The organism is Dactylosporangium sp. NPDC049140 (assembly GCF_040648435.1).
Genome location: NZ_JBEZDS010000049.1, coordinates 1 through 15,657, shown reverse-complemented (window position 1 = coordinate 15,657; position 15,657 = coordinate 1). Strand labels below are relative to the sequence as shown.

The 15,657-nt window shown below is 71.6% G+C and carries 17 protein-coding genes and 1 pseudogene; 15 read left to right on the top strand and 3 right to left on the bottom strand.

Translation table 11 applies throughout. The features are described from left to right. Nucleotides 1-4 precede the first annotated feature (4 nt). From AB0B76_RS46940 to AB0B76_RS46870, 15 genes are all read left to right on the top strand, one after another. A complete protein-coding gene (locus AB0B76_RS46940) occupies nucleotides 5-229 on the top strand; it encodes a hypothetical protein (RefSeq protein ID WP_360388898.1) in 225 nt (74 codons plus the stop codon). Nucleotides 230-388: 159 nt separating this feature from the next. Further along, nucleotides 389-613 carry a hypothetical protein gene (locus AB0B76_RS46935; protein ID WP_360388896.1) on the top strand — a complete coding sequence of 75 codons (225 nt, stop codon included), beginning with the start codon at nucleotides 389-391 and terminating at the stop codon, nucleotides 611-613. A 366-nt stretch (nucleotides 614-979) separates the two neighbouring features. Beyond that, entirely contained in the window at nucleotides 980-2,134 is a 1,155-nt protein-coding gene (locus AB0B76_RS46930; protein WP_360388894.1) for an ArdC family protein, read from the top strand. 180 nt (nucleotides 2,135-2,314) lie between these two features. Next, complete coding sequence (locus AB0B76_RS46925; RefSeq protein ID WP_360388892.1) at nucleotides 2,315-3,271, top strand: hypothetical protein; 957 nt, start codon at nucleotides 2,315-2,317, stop codon at nucleotides 3,269-3,271. 111 nt (nucleotides 3,272-3,382) lie between these two features. Beyond that, nucleotides 3,383-3,958, top strand: coding sequence for a hypothetical protein (locus AB0B76_RS46920; protein WP_360388889.1), 576 nt, complete (start codon nucleotides 3,383-3,385; stop codon nucleotides 3,956-3,958). A gap of 241 nt (nucleotides 3,959-4,199) precedes the next feature. Then, entirely contained in the window at nucleotides 4,200-5,309 is a 1,110-nt protein-coding gene (locus AB0B76_RS46915; protein WP_360388887.1) for a DUF4192 domain-containing protein, read from the top strand. After that, a complete protein-coding gene (locus AB0B76_RS46910; RefSeq protein WP_360388885.1) occupies nucleotides 5,306-6,127 on the top strand; it encodes a hypothetical protein in 822 nt (273 codons plus the stop codon). Before AB0B76_RS46915 ends, AB0B76_RS46910 begins: the two co-directional genes overlap by 4 nt. A gap of 235 nt (nucleotides 6,128-6,362) precedes the next feature. Beyond that, nucleotides 6,363-6,848 carry a hypothetical protein gene (locus AB0B76_RS46905; protein ID WP_360388882.1) on the top strand — a complete coding sequence of 162 codons (486 nt, stop codon included), beginning with the start codon at nucleotides 6,363-6,365 and terminating at the stop codon, nucleotides 6,846-6,848. A 133-nt stretch (nucleotides 6,849-6,981) separates the two neighbouring features. Then, nucleotides 6,982-7,335 (top strand): hypothetical protein, encoded by a 354-nt coding sequence (locus tag AB0B76_RS46900; protein ID WP_360388881.1) that lies wholly within the window; start codon nucleotides 6,982-6,984, stop codon nucleotides 7,333-7,335. 204 nt (nucleotides 7,336-7,539) lie between these two features. Beyond that, nucleotides 7,540-7,746 carry a DNA-processing protein DprA gene (locus AB0B76_RS46895; protein ID WP_360388879.1) on the top strand — a complete coding sequence of 69 codons (207 nt, stop codon included), beginning with the start codon at nucleotides 7,540-7,542 and terminating at the stop codon, nucleotides 7,744-7,746. A 184-nt stretch (nucleotides 7,747-7,930) separates the two neighbouring features. After that, nucleotides 7,931-8,101: a hypothetical protein gene (locus AB0B76_RS46890; protein WP_360388877.1), complete on the top strand. Its 171-nt coding sequence runs from the start codon at nucleotides 7,931-7,933 to the stop codon at nucleotides 8,099-8,101. Between the two features lie 163 nt (nucleotides 8,102-8,264). Next, a complete protein-coding gene (locus tag AB0B76_RS46885; protein WP_360388874.1) occupies nucleotides 8,265-9,164 on the top strand; it encodes a hypothetical protein in 900 nt (299 codons plus the stop codon). Continuing rightward, nucleotides 9,161-9,445 carry a hypothetical protein gene (locus AB0B76_RS46880; protein WP_360388871.1) on the top strand — a complete coding sequence of 95 codons (285 nt, stop codon included), beginning with the start codon at nucleotides 9,161-9,163 and terminating at the stop codon, nucleotides 9,443-9,445. The genes AB0B76_RS46885 and AB0B76_RS46880 overlap by 4 nt, the downstream gene beginning before the upstream one ends. 265 nt (nucleotides 9,446-9,710) lie before the next feature. Further along, complete coding sequence (locus tag AB0B76_RS46875) at nucleotides 9,711-10,814, top strand: hypothetical protein (protein ID WP_360388868.1); 1,104 nt, start codon at nucleotides 9,711-9,713, stop codon at nucleotides 10,812-10,814. A 545-nt stretch (nucleotides 10,815-11,359) separates the two neighbouring features. Beyond that, nucleotides 11,360-12,478: a peptidoglycan DD-metalloendopeptidase family protein gene (locus tag AB0B76_RS46870; protein WP_360388865.1), complete on the top strand. Its 1,119-nt coding sequence runs from the start codon at nucleotides 11,360-11,362 to the stop codon at nucleotides 12,476-12,478. Here AB0B76_RS46870 and AB0B76_RS46865 read toward each other — a convergent pair whose 3' ends face one another. From AB0B76_RS46865 to AB0B76_RS46855, 3 genes and pseudogenes are all read right to left on the bottom strand, one after another. Next, nucleotides 12,479-13,123, bottom strand: a complete 645-nt coding sequence (locus AB0B76_RS46865; protein WP_360388862.1) for a hypothetical protein — start codon at nucleotides 13,121-13,123, stop codon at nucleotides 12,479-12,481. Nucleotides 13,124-13,623: 500 nt separating this feature from the next. Beyond that, nucleotides 13,624-14,340: a hypothetical protein gene (locus AB0B76_RS46860; protein WP_360388859.1), complete on the bottom strand. Its 717-nt coding sequence runs from the start codon at nucleotides 14,338-14,340 to the stop codon at nucleotides 13,624-13,626. Nucleotides 14,341-14,904: 564 nt separating this feature from the next. Continuing rightward, nucleotides 14,905-15,657, bottom strand: a pseudogene (locus AB0B76_RS46855) (hypothetical protein); the annotation flags it as partial.

Genomic DNA, 15,657 nt, shown 5'->3' with positions numbered 1-15,657 from the left:
GCACATGCAGCCATCCCCACGCCTACCCGGCATGACCAAGCGGTCGCAACGCACCTACATGATCACGGCCCAGGTCACCGTGGACGCTGCGGCGGACCTGACCGACCCGGTCGCCCGTTTCGCGGTCCTGCGCGCGTTGGCCGCACAACTCACCGCAGCGCCGGTCGACCTGGACGCACCATTCGGCGCCGCCCAGGCCCGGATCGGGCTCATCACCGCCGTGGCCTAAGCCCACACGAGCCGGCGTCCGGCACCTCAGGGCCCCCACGGCCCAGCCGCTCGTCGACTACCGGCACAACCGTGGCTCACTGGTGGCCAGCCGAGCCGGACACCGCCTTGCTGGACTGGAGGCCGACCATGCGACAGGACCAGGGACCACGTCAGCTTCATGCTCGACGAGCTGTTGGCCGTCCCGCTGCCGGACGGCTTCACCTCCGCTCGCCGCGATCGCTACGACGCGGTGATCGACCACACCTTCCGCGACACCACCATCAGCACGACCAGTCTGGACGTGGCGACGTTCGCGTACGGCAAGCCAGGCGCCTACGCCGCCATCGGCGTGGACGTCGACGACAGCTATACCGTCGGCATCTTCATCACCGCAACCAGCTAGCGCCTGCGACGCGCCAGCGACATCGCGTACTGCACGTCCGCGTCCGACGCGGTGCGCCGGTCAGTACGTGCGCTACGCGCTGAACGTCAGCGTCGGCGGCGCTGGCAGTGGGGCTGACCAGCCGCAACGCGTAGCAGTCTGGCCCGCCGATTGGTGCAGCTGCCCGCATCGGGCCATCCCGGCGAGCACGCACACCGCTCGGCCGGCGATCGCCCGCTGCTGCGGCAGCGGACTGCACGCAACCCGAACTCCAACAACAAGAGCCGCGACGTCGTCGCGGCCCCAACCGTGTGCCTACGGGCAGGCTGGGGCCGTGCGGTCCCAGCCCGTCCGCCGCCACACCGGCGGGGATAGGAGGGGCCCACCGTGGCCACCACACGCAAGCAACGCCAGGACCAGCCCACCGACGAGGAACGTGAAGCGCTCCTGGCCAAGATCAAGGCCGACTTCGACCAGCGGCTGGCGAGCATCGCCAGCGATCCGCACCAGTGGGTGCGTTTCCTCGAGCAGGTCGCCGTGTTCGGCGCCCGCTACAGCCTCGGCAACCAGATGCTGCTGCTGATGCAGGCCGAGGAACGCGGCGTCAGCCCGCAGTTCTTCCTGCCGTTCGGTAACCGGCAACGCCGCACCGGCTGGTTCCGCCACGACCGGCAGGTCCGCAAAGGCGAGACCGGGTTCAAGGTGTGGGCGGCGATCAAACGGCGTCCCACCGACGAGCAGGTCCGCGAATGGGAGGCGGCCGGCCGCAAAGTCCGCCGCGACCCTGACGGCCGCCCGTCGATCCAGGTGGTCGGGTTCCGGCTCCAGTCGACGTTCGAGCTGTCGCAGACCGACGGGGAACCGTTCGAGGTGCCGACCGTGCAACGGCTGCGCCGGCAACGCCTCTCCAGCGCCGGCGCGCCGCAGCTGCTGGACGGCGACGACCCTACCGACGCGTTCGACGACACCGTCAAACTGATCAAAGACGCCGGATACGGCTTCGAACTGGCCGCCCCCGGCAGCCGATACCTGGGCTCCGCCAACGGCGTGACCGTCGGCGGTGAGGTGATGCTGGTCAAGGTCCGCGACGACGTCAGCACGGCGCAGCGGCTCAAGACCACCATGCACGAGCTGGCGCACATCCGCTGCGAGCACTGCACCGGCACCCGCGTCGGTGAAGACCTGCACCGCGGCCGGCGCGAGACCGAAGCCGAAAGCGTCGCGTACATCGTGTGCAAAGCCCTCGGCCTGGACACCGCCGCCTACAGCGACGCCTACGTGCTGGGCTGGGCCGACGGCGACATGGACCTGGTGAAGCAGTGCGCCGAAACGGTGCTGCGGGTCGCGAAGCAGATCCTCACCGAGCTCACCCCGACCGCCACAGGCGCGTCCGCGGATGCCGACGCCGACGATCTGCCCGAACCCGCGCCGTCCGCCGAACCCGCGCCTGGCGCGGCGATTGCAGCGGCCAGGCCGAACCCGGGGTCCAGCACCGCCAGTCCAAGGGCCGAGCAGCACAGCCGGACGCCCGCAGCGATGTGACGACCCAAACTCGCGCCGGTGCGGCACGCCTCGGCCGCACCTGATCGCTCACCGCCACCCGGGGCCGCTCGACGGCCCGCTCGTCCCATTGGCCCGGCGCGGGACGCGCCGCCGACGGCCCGATCGAGGCCGCCGGCGCCGGGCTCGCCATCGCGTCCACCCGAAGGGATGGCATCACCGATGCCGATCGCGACCAATGCCGAAGCCCTGCGCGACATGCGCGGGCTGCATCCCACCAGCACCGGCCGGCTCCGTGGCCTGCCCGCGAAGTACGCCCGTCCCGGCGGTGCCGACCTGCGCGGCACCCCCGAGCCGTGGCACAGCCGGCTGACCAACGACCTGGCCGAGCAGGCCGTGGACATCCTGACCCCGGCCAGCACCGTCTACCTGGTGTTCTCCGACAACGTGGTGATCGCCGTGCTCACCGCCGCCGCGCACGTACTGCTACCCGAGTACCCGCTCACCGCGACACAACGCCGCCACCAGCTCGCCGTCGCCGACGCATTGCATGAGCTGCCCCGGCACGTCCTGCGGGACCTGGCCGACCGGCGCGCGAGCATGGACGGCCGCGACGAACAGGCCCACTTCGAGTACGACCCACCTACGGCCGGGGCCATCCGCGTCGCCGCCCTGGCCGAGCCGACCGTCACCCACTGGGCCGACATCGACGCCGATCTCGCCGCCATCCGGCAGCGGATCACCGACCTGGGCCTGGACCCGGACCGGCTGATCGTCATCACCGCCGCCGGCTACGGCACCTACGGCCGCGACCGGCACCGGCTCAACCTGCCGATGCTGTGCGCCATGCACCGCATCGCCGACCGGCACGACGTCACCCTGACCGTCGTCGGGGACTGGCTGGACGCCGAAGGCGCCACCACCGCCGCCGACCTCGACCCCGACGTGGCGGTCACCGGCTTCGCCGACGCCTATGTCGGCGCGTTCGGCAGCGAGCGTGACTTCACCGCACACCGGATGCGCGAGCTCGGCTGGACGACCGCGCTGCAGCAGGCCGGCATCCCGCAGCACTACCTCAACGACGCTGCGGTCACCCGCGGCTGGTTTCCCAGCCAGTTCCGCGGCATCTGGTGCTCGACCCGCCACCGCACCGAGGTCTTCCGCCGAGCACCGGGATAGGCCCTATCGCCGCGGCAGCGGCCGTCACGCGCGTCCTTCACCGTCCCGCGCCGGGTCCTGGCATCGCCAGCCGACGACCCGTGCGCCCTCAACCCGGAAAGGCATCACCCTGTGCCCACGAACCCCGACACCATGACCGAGCAGGACCCGGCCGCCACGATAGCTTCGCTGCCGCCGATCCCGCTGTGGCTGGCCCACCGGCCCGTCGTGGCCGGTCTGGCCGTGCCCTGGATCACCGCCCGCGGTCTCGACGGCCGCTCCCTGTTCGGCGGCCTCGACCCACACCGGCAGCACCAGGCCATCACCGAACACCGCTGCCAGGTCTGCAGCCGGCCGCTCGACTGGCGCAGCATCCTGCTGCTGCGGCTGCACGACCTGCCCCGCCACCGCACCCCAGAACCGGCGCTCGACCCGGTCTGCGCCGCCTACACCGCCGCTGCGTGCCCCATGATCGCCGGGCGCATGGCCCGCCACCGCAGCACCCTGATCACCCTCGGCCACGGCATCAGCAGTGCCGTCGACCAGCCGGCCCGGCTCGGCGCCCCAGCCGAACCCTGGTTCGCCGTCTGGCTCGACCGCTACACCACCGCCACCGACGAGGACAGCGGCCTGCTGATCGCCTCCTACGACGGCATCCGTCCACGCCGCATCCGGCCGATCACCTGGCGGCTTCCACCGATCTGGTGAGCCGCACGCCGGTGCCCATCCGCCGACGCGGCGCTGCGTGAACGTCCAGTCCCGGCATAGCCGGCAACAGCCCGGCGGGCACACCGAACGACCGCGTCGGCACGCGACAACCCGAAAACCTCGATAACCCGTACTGCCACCGCCACGCCGGGAGCCGGCTCCGCCAGCCTCCGCGATGGCGGAGGCGCGTGCGTGCGCCGGCTCCCGGGATGGCCACGGCAATCCTTGGAGGAGACACCGCATGTCTGCCACCCACCGCCCCACCCTCCGCGTGCACAGCATCGAGGACCTGGCGGCATTGATCCCGTATCTGCTGGGCTTCCACCCGCATGACAGCCTCGTGCTGGTCAGCGTCGAGGACACCACCAACCGCATCCGCACCGCCGTCCGGCTCGATCTGCCGCCCGCCGACGCACCGTCCGCCGACCTCGACATGGACGCCGTCCTACGCCGGGCTGTCGCCGTCCTGGACGAGGGCGTCAGCATCAGTGCCGTGCTGGCCGGCTACGGTCCTGTCGGACGGGTCGAGCCGACGGTGACCGTGGCCGGCGAGGCCCTGCACGCCGCCGGTGTCGCCGTCCGCACAGCGTTGCGCGTCGCCGACGGCCGCGTCTGGTGCCTGCGATGCACCGACCCGCCGGCCTGCCCATCCGACGGTATCCCGTTCGAGGCGGCCACCAACCCTGCGGCCGTCGCGGCCGTCTACGCGGGCCTGGTCGCGCTGCCCGACCGCGACGCGCTCGCCGCCACCCTGGCCCCGGTCACCGGCCCGGCCCGGCAACGCATGATCGCCGCCACCGTCGCCGCCTGCGGCCTCCTCGCCGACGTCCTCGACGCCGCCCGCACCGACAGCGTCGCCCACCACGACCGCGACAACACCGGCGACACCGGTGAGGACCCACACGATGACCCGGATGCGGTGCTGGACAGCCGACTGGGCCGCGCGCTGCAGGCTGCCGCCCGCACCTACCTCACCCAGCTCCAGGCCCGCTACCGGGACGGGCGACCGGCCGACGACGAGCATGCCGCGACGGTGACCGTCCTGCTGGACCTGCCGTCGCTGTGGGAGTTCGCGGCCCGGGCCACCACCGGCGAGGCGTGGCAGATCCAGATGTGGAGCGACCTGGCCCGGCGGGCCGAACCGCCGTTCACCGCGCCCGCCGCCACTCTGCTGGCCCTGTGCGCGTTGCAGGCCGGCCACGGTGCGCTGGCCGCCATGGCGGTCGACCGAGCGCTGGCCGCCGACCCGCAGGACCGCTTCGCGCAGCTGCTGCACCAGGCGATCGCCACCGGCATCGACCCCGCCACCGTCACCGCCCTGCTGTCCCCGACACCGGGAACAGCGCGATGACCCAGCAACCCGAACACGGCCCGCGCCGCGGATCACCGCCCTACCTGCCGGTGACCGACGACCGTCTGGCGGAAGCGCTGCACGAGCTGGAGCCATGGCGGGGCGCCGGCGACAGCGTCGACTGGGACCTCGCCCTGATCGCCTACGACGTACCCGCCGACACCGTCATCGCGGGTGTGCCGATACCGGCCGGACTCTACACCCGCGAGATCACGGGGGACGGCTACCACGTCATCGCCCACCGCTGGACCGACCGTACCGCGTTGGCAGACCGGCTCGACGACATCGAGCGGCGCCACCACCAGTTCGAGCACATCGACCACGCCCGGCCCCAGTTCGTCGCCATCCACACGGCCGCGATCCACGCCTACGCCCACCGGATGCTGGCGCTGATCGAACGCGACGAACGCGCCGGCGGAGTGCTGTACGACGTGGCGGTGCGCTGCTGGCACGACCTGAACCCCCACCTCGGGGCGGACCGGTACGCCGACGAACTGCGCATCAGCGGCAACGTCGGGGCGTACGACGAAGACGAGTTCGTGACCGCCGTCCACGATCGCACCGACACGCAGCTGCACGAACGCGACCGCCTGCTCAGCTTCGACGAGGCCGAAGCGGCCGGGTTCGACGGCACGCTGCGCGACGGCAGCGCACCCCACACCTGGGCCAGCCTCACCCCGCGGCAGCGGGCCGCGCTGCAATCGGGACCGATCCGACGTCCCCGCTGGCGAGCCGACGTCAGCCGGTTCCTCAGCCGGCACCTGCGGCAATGGCGGCGCACGGCAGGCCCGGCCTCGTCTCGCCGCACCGACCGGTAGCCGCAGCGGCACGCCGTCCGGCACCACGCCCGCCGAACCGGCTCCACCGCCTCCCGTGACCGGTCCCGGCGCCGCCGGACGCGTCACCAACGATCCCGCTCGGCCGCAGCCCGGCCCAGACTTCCGGCGCGGATCAGCGCATCGTTACGCATGTCCGCTGCCTGCGCCGGTGGTCAACCACAGGCGCAGGCGCGCCGCGACCGGCACTCCGACAACACCAGCAACGGAGTGCACCATGCCCTACAACCATCATCCGGCCACGGTCAAGCCGCTGCGACCCTTCCGGCTCCTGCGCCACCACACCCAGACCCCCGGATCCATCCACTACAAGACCCGCGCGGCCCGGGACGCCGCCGCCCAGCGCTGGGCCGACCACGACGGCCACGTGGTCGTCACCGAACTCTGGGACGCCACGCACCCACACGACTTCGCCAACCGCGGCTGGGCCGTCGACGGCCTGGTCGCACCCCAGCAGATCACCGTCACCCTGCACATCGACAACGTCTACGAGCTGTACGACACGATCGAGACCACCGTGACCATGACCATCCCGGTCCCGCCCGCCGATGCGGGCAGCGACGCCTACGACGACTGGGCGTACGAGCACATCTTCGCCGAGACCGGCACCGGCCACGCCGACGGCGACGCCGGCTACTTCGTGCGCATCACCGCCTCCACCAACCCTGACCTGGTCGGCCGCACGTTCGAGTTCGGCATCTGACCAATTGCCGGCGGCCTGCCGCTACGGCGGTGCGGCCTTCACGACCCGGTACCGGCACGCTCAGTCCCCGACTCGGAACGACCCCATCCACCACCACGACCCGCAGTCGGGGACCTGCACCGCCGAGCACCCCGTGCGCCACACCGGCGAAACCATCCACAACGTACTTGCCGAGGTCCCTGCCAGCACCCGCCCGCGAACCCGGGCCGATCCGGCACCACTCGTCGTCCTGCCTGCCTACGACGACCAGCCGGCCGCGACCGGACGGACAGCCTACGACCTGATGGCCCGGCTGCCCGCCGCGATCGAACGCCGCGATCAGGCTCCGGTCGAGGTCACCCCCGGCCTGCTCGCGGCCATCCAGCAGCCCGGCGCTTCGACCGCACGGCCGGCGCGGAGCTGCAACGTGCTCAGCGCGCGAGCCAAGGCGACCGGCGACGACCGCTCCCGCGACCAACGCTTCGCCGACCACGGCGAGCACGCCTGAGAACACAAGCGCGGCGTTCTGACCCACCTCGACGACATCCGTGAACCCGGCAAATGAGCCCGCGGAGCCCCTCCCGGGTCCCCGACGTGGCTTGTCGGGTGAATGGCCCCTGCAACTGCCAGATCTGGCCGGCGCGCCCGGACTCACGCTCGGCGCCGCTCTGTGCCTGTGGGTCCGCAGCGACTGCCGCAACCAGTGTTGGCGGTGCTCGGGCCTGCCGTCGCCGTGGTCGGGTCGCGCGCCGCGACCAGCTACGGCATGCACGTCGCCGGGCAGCTCGGCACCGACCTGGCCGACGCCGGCTGGACCGTCGTGTCCACCGGCGCCCTCGGCGTCGGCACCGCCGCGTTGCGCGGCGCGCTCGCTGGCGGCGGCCTGCCGGTCGCTGTTCTCGCTGAAGGTGTGGATTAGCCGCACCCCTACGCCAACCGCGACCTGTTCGACCAGATCACCCAGCGCGGCATGCTGATCAGCCCCTGGCCACCCGGCACCCACCGCAACGGGCACGGTACACCGCCACCGCGGCGCTGGTGGCCACCCTCACCGCCGGGACCGTGCTGGTGGAAGCCAGTCCCGCAGCCACGCCCTCACCGTCGTGCAGCACGCCATCGAACGCGGCCGCCCGACGATGGTCGTCCCCGGCCCGGTCACCGCCATCACCTCCGACGGCGCCCACCAGACACTGCGCGCCCATCCGCAGGCCCGCCTCGTGCGCGGCGGCACCGACGTGCTCGCCGAGCTGGCCGCACCACCGGCCATCGAGTAGCCCACGCCCCGGCCGTCAACGGCCGTCCGGCACACATCCAGGTCCGACCGTGCAGCCACACCGCTGCCCGGTCGAGTCCATGCCGCGTGCGGCGGCGAACCGGGCCAAAACGCCCGGCGCCGCGGCACGCCCCCCATGTCCAGCCGCACAGAAGGAAGACCTCATGCTGTACGTCCTCCCGGACACACCACCGATTTCCCTCGTCGGGCCCGACGACACGGCCTGGTGGACCGCCCTCGGCGAAGCCCCAGCCGGCCGATCCGCGCTGGTCATCGGGGACCCGGCCAACCCGACCGCGGCCCTCGTCATCGCCGCGTCGTTGCCGGAACTCGGCGCCTACCTGCCGGTCCTGCACACCACCCTGGACCGCACCGTCCAGGACAGGCTCGAGATGCCCCATCCGGCACCACGTCCGCCGCTGCCCACGCCGGCCACCACCGGGGCCGGCACCGTCCCGGCTGCGGAAGCCGACACCACGAGCAACCTGGTCGCACTGCCGCACACCGGCATCCAGGTCCCGGACGCAACCTTCCGGGTCACGACCTACCAGGAGCTGCCCACCCCGGACGGGGTCGCCTACACCGCCACCGTCCACTGGGGTTCCACGCCGGTCGGGACCATCCACAACGAGGGCCGCGGCGGCGCCACCCGCTACTGGCCAGCAGCCGGGTCCGCTCTGGACCAGCGCAGCCTGGCCGAGTTCGTCGCCGCCAGCCGCGGCGCCGACGGCCGGTCACTGACCGAGGAGGACCTGCTCGAAGCACTCGTCACCGAGTACGAGCACGCCAGGCACGTCGCCCACGCCACGCGGACCGGGCGCAGCCCGATCCAACTGCGGGCGCCACTCGGCGTCGGCGCGGACGAGGCGTTCTACACCGCTGATCGCCGTGTCGTGGCCAAGGTCGCTACACCCGAGCAGCGGGCCGCGCTGACCGCACGCCTGCAGCGCCTCGCCGTGCCGGACGGCATGTGGTGGCAGCTGTGGACCGGCCAGGCATGGGAAGACCTCACCACCCCAACGCAGCCAACCGCACCCGGCCCGGACCGGCCGGAGCCGCGATGAGAGCCCGCGGCCGGCGGGTCGCCAGCAGACCCGACACCACCACAGGCCGGCCGGCGCCGCGCCGTCCCGCCCTGCCCGCCGGGCAGCTGTACGCCATGGTCCTCGCGCACCTGCGCGCCCATCCGACGGTGGACTTCAGCCCAGGCGAGCTCGCCAACGTCCTCGACCGGCCCACCTCCCGCGGCGCGATCATCAAGATCTGCCGGCGGCTCGTCGACGAGGCCCTGGCCGTGCGCACCACGCTACGGCCGGAGCGCTACCAGGCCGCCCCCACCACCTAGCCAGCAACGATCACCGGCTCCGGCCGCACTTCCGTCCGTCCACGACGGACGGTGATGTAGACGGCCATCGCTGATCGACCGCACGAGCGCGGCTGCCCGCCATCCCGGCTGCAGCGCACAACCCGGTGCCCGCATCTGCGGGACGCCCACGCCTTGCCAGGCGTAGCGTCCCGCCGGCAAGCGGGGTGCTGCGCCTGCACACCTGTGCAGGAGGAACCCCGGTGCACTCGACCATCGACCGTTGCCGCCGCCGGGCAGGTGGCGCATGAACCTCATCCACACCGGCCCTGAGGCCAGGATCAGCACCCACAGCCAGGCCGCCGAACGCGTGGCCTGGGTGTTCTACTGCATCGCCGCGGCCGGCTCGACCATCGGCCAGATCTGGGTCGGCGTGCAAACCCCACCCTGGCCCGCCGACCTCGCCTGGTGGTGGCGCGCCGCGATGGTGACCCCGTTCGCGGCGGTCATCGACCTCGGCGGCGTCGTCACCTCCGCGTTCGCCGACGCCCGGCAGCGCCTCGGCGAGACCGCCTACGGCTGGCGGGCTCTGTCCGCCGGCGCCGTCACCACCGGCGTCGCCATCAACATCATCGGCCACGCCGACGTGCCCTACCTGGCCGTCGTGTTCGGCGGCCTCGGCGTCTTCGCCTACAGCGTTTGGCTGCTGCACAGCGCAGCCCGCCGCCGCGACGCGCTGCGCGCCGCGGGCAAGCTCGCCGACACCGCACCCGTCTACGGCCTCGCCCAATGGCGGCGCGAACCCGCCGTCACCCGCCGGGCCCGCACCCTCGCCCTGGCATCCGGCTACCCGCTGCACGAGTCCCTCGACATTGCCCGCGCGCAGCTGCGCGACGAGCGGCGCCGCACCGCGCTCGCCCAGCACGTCGAGACCCTCATCCGGTCCCGGCACGCCGACCCCGTCCGGGCCGCGATCGCCGCCACCACGCTCGACATCGACGCCGTGGCCGCCGCGCTGACCGCGCAGTCCGACGTGGCCGGCTGGGCCCGCGTGATCAACGCCGACCTGGTACCGCCACCGCTGCCCACCGCCGACCCGCACGACAACGAGCCGTACACCGCACCGGCCGTAGGCCCGGCGATGCCACCCACCGACGTGCTACGCCGCATCCCGACCAACCAGACCGCCTACGACCGATGGCGGCAGCTGTGGACCGAACTGGCCACCGACCCCGACATCGACCTGCAAACCTTCGCCGAACAGCACGGCATCTCGCTGCGGCAGGCCCAATGGATCCGCAGCGTCGGACCCACCGGACTACTCAACTCCCCAACCCCACCCGCCGTCCGGCTGGCCGAACTGGCCCGCAGCAACGGCCACCTGGCCTCGCCGGCAACACCCGCGACCTGAGCACCACTCACGCGCCGGGCCACCACCCCGTGGCCCGGCGCACCGCCGCCCCGACCCGGCCGCTCGGACAACGCCCGGTCACACACCCCGACCGCCCGGTCGGCTGCCAAACCAACCCAGCCCACGCTCAAACCCGCTCAGCAGCCGCGACGGGCACCGGACCACAGGGCACAGCGGCCTACTGCCAGGCATCGATGCAGCTGAACCCCCATCACCGGCACGCAACGGATGCGATCGCCAGTCCCCCCGCAGCCGGTTGCTGCGCCTGCGACACGACCGGGGAGGCGGCAACAGCTCGCGATCCCGCCACAAGCTCGGTATCGGACGCGACCGGTGGACTCGCGCCGCGCTTCTCCACCACAACGCTCATGCCGTTCGCCGGCGCGCACAGCGTGCCCTTTTTGTGTTTCCAGACCCCTGCACCCCTGCATACCTCGCCAGTTCGGGCGCGCATAGCGCCCTTTCGCGTTTCTGGAGGCTTCCATGTCCATCCACACCGCACCACGCAGTCCCCGCGCACCCGTCATAGACTCGGCGACGCCGCGATGACCACCAAGGCAGTCGGCGGCATCGTCGCCGCCATCATCGGCTTCGTCGCCATCTGCGCCGGGGGCGCCATGTTCCTCCTTGGCGGTGCCGCCTCGGCGTGCACCATGCCGATGCCCAGCGGCGCCGTCACGGTCACCGGACCGGCCGGTGGCTGGCAACCCATCGGCCGGTACGACAGCGAACAGGTCGGCCTGGCCGCCACCATCGTGGCGGCCGGTGTGCAGATGGCGATCCCGGTCCGCGGCTGGGTCATCGCCGTCGCCACGGCAATGCAGGAATCCGACCTGGGCAACCCCGCGGGCGGCGACCAGGACTCGATCGGACTGTTCCAGCAGCGGCCCAGCCAAGGCTGGGGCACCCCGCAACAACTCCACGACCCCGTCTACGCCAGCCGCAAGTTCTACGAGAAGCTGCGTACCGTTCCCAACTGGCAATCGCTGCCGCTCACCGAGGCGGCCCAGGCGGTCCAGCGCAGCGCCTACCCCGATGCGTACGCCAAGCACGAAAACGATGCAACGCTGCTCGTCAACACTGTGGTTTCCAGCGGAAACCGAGCAATGTCGCTGGATCTTGAGCAGTGTCTGAGCAATTGTCCGGAGATCTTGAGCAGTCCGCACCCTCAGGATTCGGCAGCGGGGCCGTCAAGCGATGCTGCCGGGTGCGAATGGATGGCGCCGGTGCACGCGCCGATCGTGTCCGGGTTCCGGACTGCGGAGCGGCCGGGGCATGACGGTGTCGACCTGGGGGCGGTGCGTGGCACACCGATTCATGTTGCATCCTCAGGGACGGTTGTGGTGGTGCGGTGCAACGTCGCGCCGGCAAGCCGCGGCTGTGACCAGGACGGTTCACCGTCGACACCGGGCTGCGGCTGGTACGTCGACATCCTGCACGCTGGCGATGTCGTGACCCGGTACTGCCACATGCTCACCCGCCCGATGGTGGTCGAGGGACGGCAGGTGCTGGCCGGGCAGGTGATCGGCGTGGTCGGATCGTCGGGGCACAGCTCGGGGCCGCATCTGCATTTCGAGGTGCATGTGAACGGGGATCGGCGCCCGAGCGGGGCGGTGGATCCGGTGGGCTTTATGCAGGCCAAGGGTGTGCCGCTTGGGCGGTGATCACGAGTGTAGGTGCTCATTGACGACGACGCTTGCGTCAACTCGACGAGAAACAACCTGGTCAGTTCCCCTCGGCCGGCCCGCGGTGGGGATGCGTTCCTCTTCGATGACCGTACGGCCAGCCGTCACCAGCGTCCATGTTGGGTTGAAACGCGAATCCGGGTCCTCGTTGTCCCTAAGTCCGATGGCTGCCGCGAACTGGTACTGGAACTCGCGTCCGCCAGTCACGACCTCGCGGATCTTCGCGAGGTCGTGACGATCGCCGCCTGGCACCCAGAGCTTCTTGATCTCCAGAAGCAGCAGATTGTCTTCAACGGCCGGCGAGCCGCGACGATGAAGTATGATGTCCGGTCGCATCGTCGGGGCGTCGGGCTCGAGCCCTTGCCTCTTCGGCGCACCGTCGACACCCTGCTTGTTGTACTCGATGTCGACGCGCCAAGTCGGATCAACGCGTTGTTCGAGGTAGACAGCAATCCGGAAGGCGCAGGACCATTCGCCTACGGAGTACCTCAGGAGGTCCAGATCCCTCTCACGGAAGTCGCTCAGCGCGCCGCTGACCCAGCTTGAGATCACGCGAACGACGTCTTCGCGGCTTTCCGCACCACCCTGGCCGCCCTGCACGATGCCACCACCTCGGAAACTCACGAGCGTCAAGGCTATCGGTACGGCGGCAGGATGCTCGTGTCGTGGAGGTGGAGACCATCGGAGCCCCGGATGGTATGGATGGTTGCCGACGCGGTGGTGTCGCCGGCCTATGTTATTTCATCGATGGTCCAATGTGGGTTGTGGTGTCCGGCCCGCGCCGCGCAGCGTCCACGTCCCGCGCGGTGGCTCACACCGACTCGGCGAGTGCCGAGTCGGTGGTATGGATTCGCTTTGATAGCGGGTAGGTTCGTCCCGTAGCGCTGGACCGGTTGCGGTGGCGTCATTTCGCTGGTTCGGTGCCGTGGCGGCGGTTCCGCTCCCGTCAGGGCCAGGCCCACCTTTCGGGGAGCTACTGGGCGGCCACGACGGACGGGCATGTGGTCTACGAGTCGCGGCTGGAGCTTGAACGAGCTTCGGCCGGTTGTGGGCCAGCAGCTTGCCAGTACCGGCGGCCTGCCATCTCAGTCTGCGCAGCGCGGAGCCGTGCAGCGCTCGACGCGTCAACGGTCAGGCTCGTCACGTCGTTGCCGGTGGTGGTCGGTGAGGTGCTGGTACAGCTCACGGCTGCCCTCGTCGCGGATGAGGCGGCGTTGCTCGCCGATGACGACCAGCGTGGTGAGGATCGCGAGGAAGCTCGAGTAGCCGCCGAGTTGCAGACACAGCACAGCGAGCCGCCCGACCGCGCCGGCCGGATCTGCGGTCACGATCACGAGTCCGCCGACAACTGCCGACGCGCCGGCGGCCCAGGCCCAGGCGTTCAGTGCCCGGCGGACACGGGCCAGGTCAATGCCGCCTGTTGTGCCGGCGGTCCACCGTGGCCAGAATCCGCAAATGATCAGCATCAGGATCGTGAGGGCCAGGGCGAGCAACAGTTGCCGGACGCGACGGGGCGGGTCGCTGGCGCCGAGCAGGACCCAGACGGTGGCGCCGGCGATCGCCACGCCGACCGCCACGAGCCCGACGATCCATGCCAGTGGTGGCCGACGCAGCCGCGGTACCGCTAGGACCACGGCGACGGCCACGCCTTGCACCGCCGCGGCGGCGTCAGAGACCAGGTCGGTCCCGGTGAGCAGCGAGCTGGGCGGGCCGTCACGCACGATGCCCCAGACTACGGCGAAGATCCGGGCAATGCCGTAGGCGGTGAACACCGCGATCGGTGGCAGGAGCCACCGCGGCGCCCACAGTCCGTCCGGCGGGGTCACGTTGCCGTCTGACATGGCCGCCTCCGATCCACCGGTGATGGTCTCCACCATACGACCGCTGCAGTATCGGCATTTCCGCTCGCCGTGGCGGGGTCGAGTGTCGAGCAGGACGCCGAGGACTTGCGATCCGTACACCGCGCGAATGGGCAATCGTGAGGCGTGGCGTGCTGCTGATACCTCGATGCCAGGAGCTGCTCCAGTGCGGCCCGGTCGACGGCCGCGGTCATCGGTCATCGGTCGGCGGCCGGTGGGAGCCCGTCGTCAATCCCGGCAGCCGGCACCACCTTGCCGCCGACGTCGTCGACATCGACGTGTGGCGGCTCGTCGACACGCTGCGCCATGCCGCGCGACCGGTTCGCCCGGCGTGGCGGGCCGTGGCGGCGTCGGCCGGAGTGTCGGGTGTGACACGCCTTGGTCGCGTAGCGCGCGCAGGTCGAGCTGGTTGGCGCTGGCGCGGGCGGCTTGCACACCGATGAGCAGCGCGGCCGGCATGACCGCGGCCGACCATTTCCACGGTGGTGGCGCCGCGGTCGGGGCCCAGCCGGCGCCAGCGGCTCGTCGGTGCGCGGTTCGGGTCGTTCATCGGTGCGCTCCGGTGCGATTGAGGTGGCGTCCGTTGTGCCGCCACTGTGTGGGGTCGCCGTCGTCCGGGCCGCGGTCGGGCCGGCCGGGCGGGGCCTCGGGGCTGGGCGGGTACGCCGGGTGGGCGCTGCTGTCGTCGGCTTTGGCGTGCGCGTTGCGGTAGCGGCGGGCGGCGCGGCGGCCCACGCCGGTGGCGTCGTCGGAGCGTCCGGCCGCCCGGGCCAGGTCCGCGCCGGTGGGTTCCTGTCCCCTGGCTACACCACGCCGCCACGTGCCGTACATTGCGGCGTCCTCGTCGCTGGTCGGTTTGTACACCGACACCGGCGGCGCACTGTCCAACTGCGGGGGCGGCGGTGCTGGGAGCGGCGGGGCCGTCCCGGCCGGCGGCACGGGGGAGGCACCAGTCTTGACGTCAACGGTGCGCTGCTGGTCCGGGCTCGATCCACCGGAAATCTGCGGCGGCAGGAGGTCCGTCGAGGTCTGCGCGGCCGGTTCGTCGATCGGCAGGTCGACGGCGGGGTCCTCGCCGGCTGCGGCGGTGGTGGTGCTGGCGAGGCGGGCTGGGGCGAGGTCGGCGGCGATGAGCGCGGTCAGGTCGTCGTAGTCGGCGCCGTCGGCGAGGCGGACCGCGATCTCGTCGAGGTCGTAGACGGCTACGGCGATGTCCGCGGTGGTCGGGTCGACCGCGGCGCGGATCTTGCGGTGCAGCACCTTGGCGATCGCGGAGGTCCGCTGCTCCTTGCGCTTCTC

Excerpts from the sequence above, each read along its gene's own strand:
- AB0B76_RS46940 (WP_360388898.1), top strand. The coding sequence starts at position 5 with ATGCAGCCATCCCCACGCCTACCCGGCATGACCAAGCGGTCGCAACGC.
- AB0B76_RS46935 (WP_360388896.1), top strand. The coding sequence starts at position 389 with ATGCTCGACGAGCTGTTGGCCGTCCCGCTGCCGGACGGCTTCACCTCC.
- AB0B76_RS46925 (WP_360388892.1), top strand. The coding sequence starts at position 2,315 with ATGCCGATCGCGACCAATGCCGAAGCCCTGCGCGACATGCGCGGGCTG.
- AB0B76_RS46915 (WP_360388887.1), top strand. The coding sequence starts at position 4,200 with ATGTCTGCCACCCACCGCCCCACCCTCCGCGTGCACAGCATCGAGGAC.
- AB0B76_RS46910 (WP_360388885.1), top strand. The coding sequence starts at position 5,306 with ATGACCCAGCAACCCGAACACGGCCCGCGCCGCGGATCACCGCCCTAC.
- AB0B76_RS46905 (WP_360388882.1), top strand. The coding sequence starts at position 6,363 with ATGCCCTACAACCATCATCCGGCCACGGTCAAGCCGCTGCGACCCTTC.
- AB0B76_RS46885 (WP_360388874.1), top strand. The coding sequence starts at position 8,265 with ATGCTGTACGTCCTCCCGGACACACCACCGATTTCCCTCGTCGGGCCC.
- AB0B76_RS46880 (WP_360388871.1), top strand. The coding sequence starts at position 9,161 with ATGAGAGCCCGCGGCCGGCGGGTCGCCAGCAGACCCGACACCACCACA.
- AB0B76_RS46875 (WP_360388868.1), top strand. The coding sequence starts at position 9,711 with ATGAACCTCATCCACACCGGCCCTGAGGCCAGGATCAGCACCCACAGC.
- AB0B76_RS46870 (WP_360388865.1), top strand. The coding sequence starts at position 11,360 with ATGACCACCAAGGCAGTCGGCGGCATCGTCGCCGCCATCATCGGCTTC.
- AB0B76_RS46860 (WP_360388859.1), bottom strand. The coding sequence starts at position 14,340 with ATGTCAGACGGCAACGTGACCCCGCCGGACGGACTGTGGGCGCCGCGG.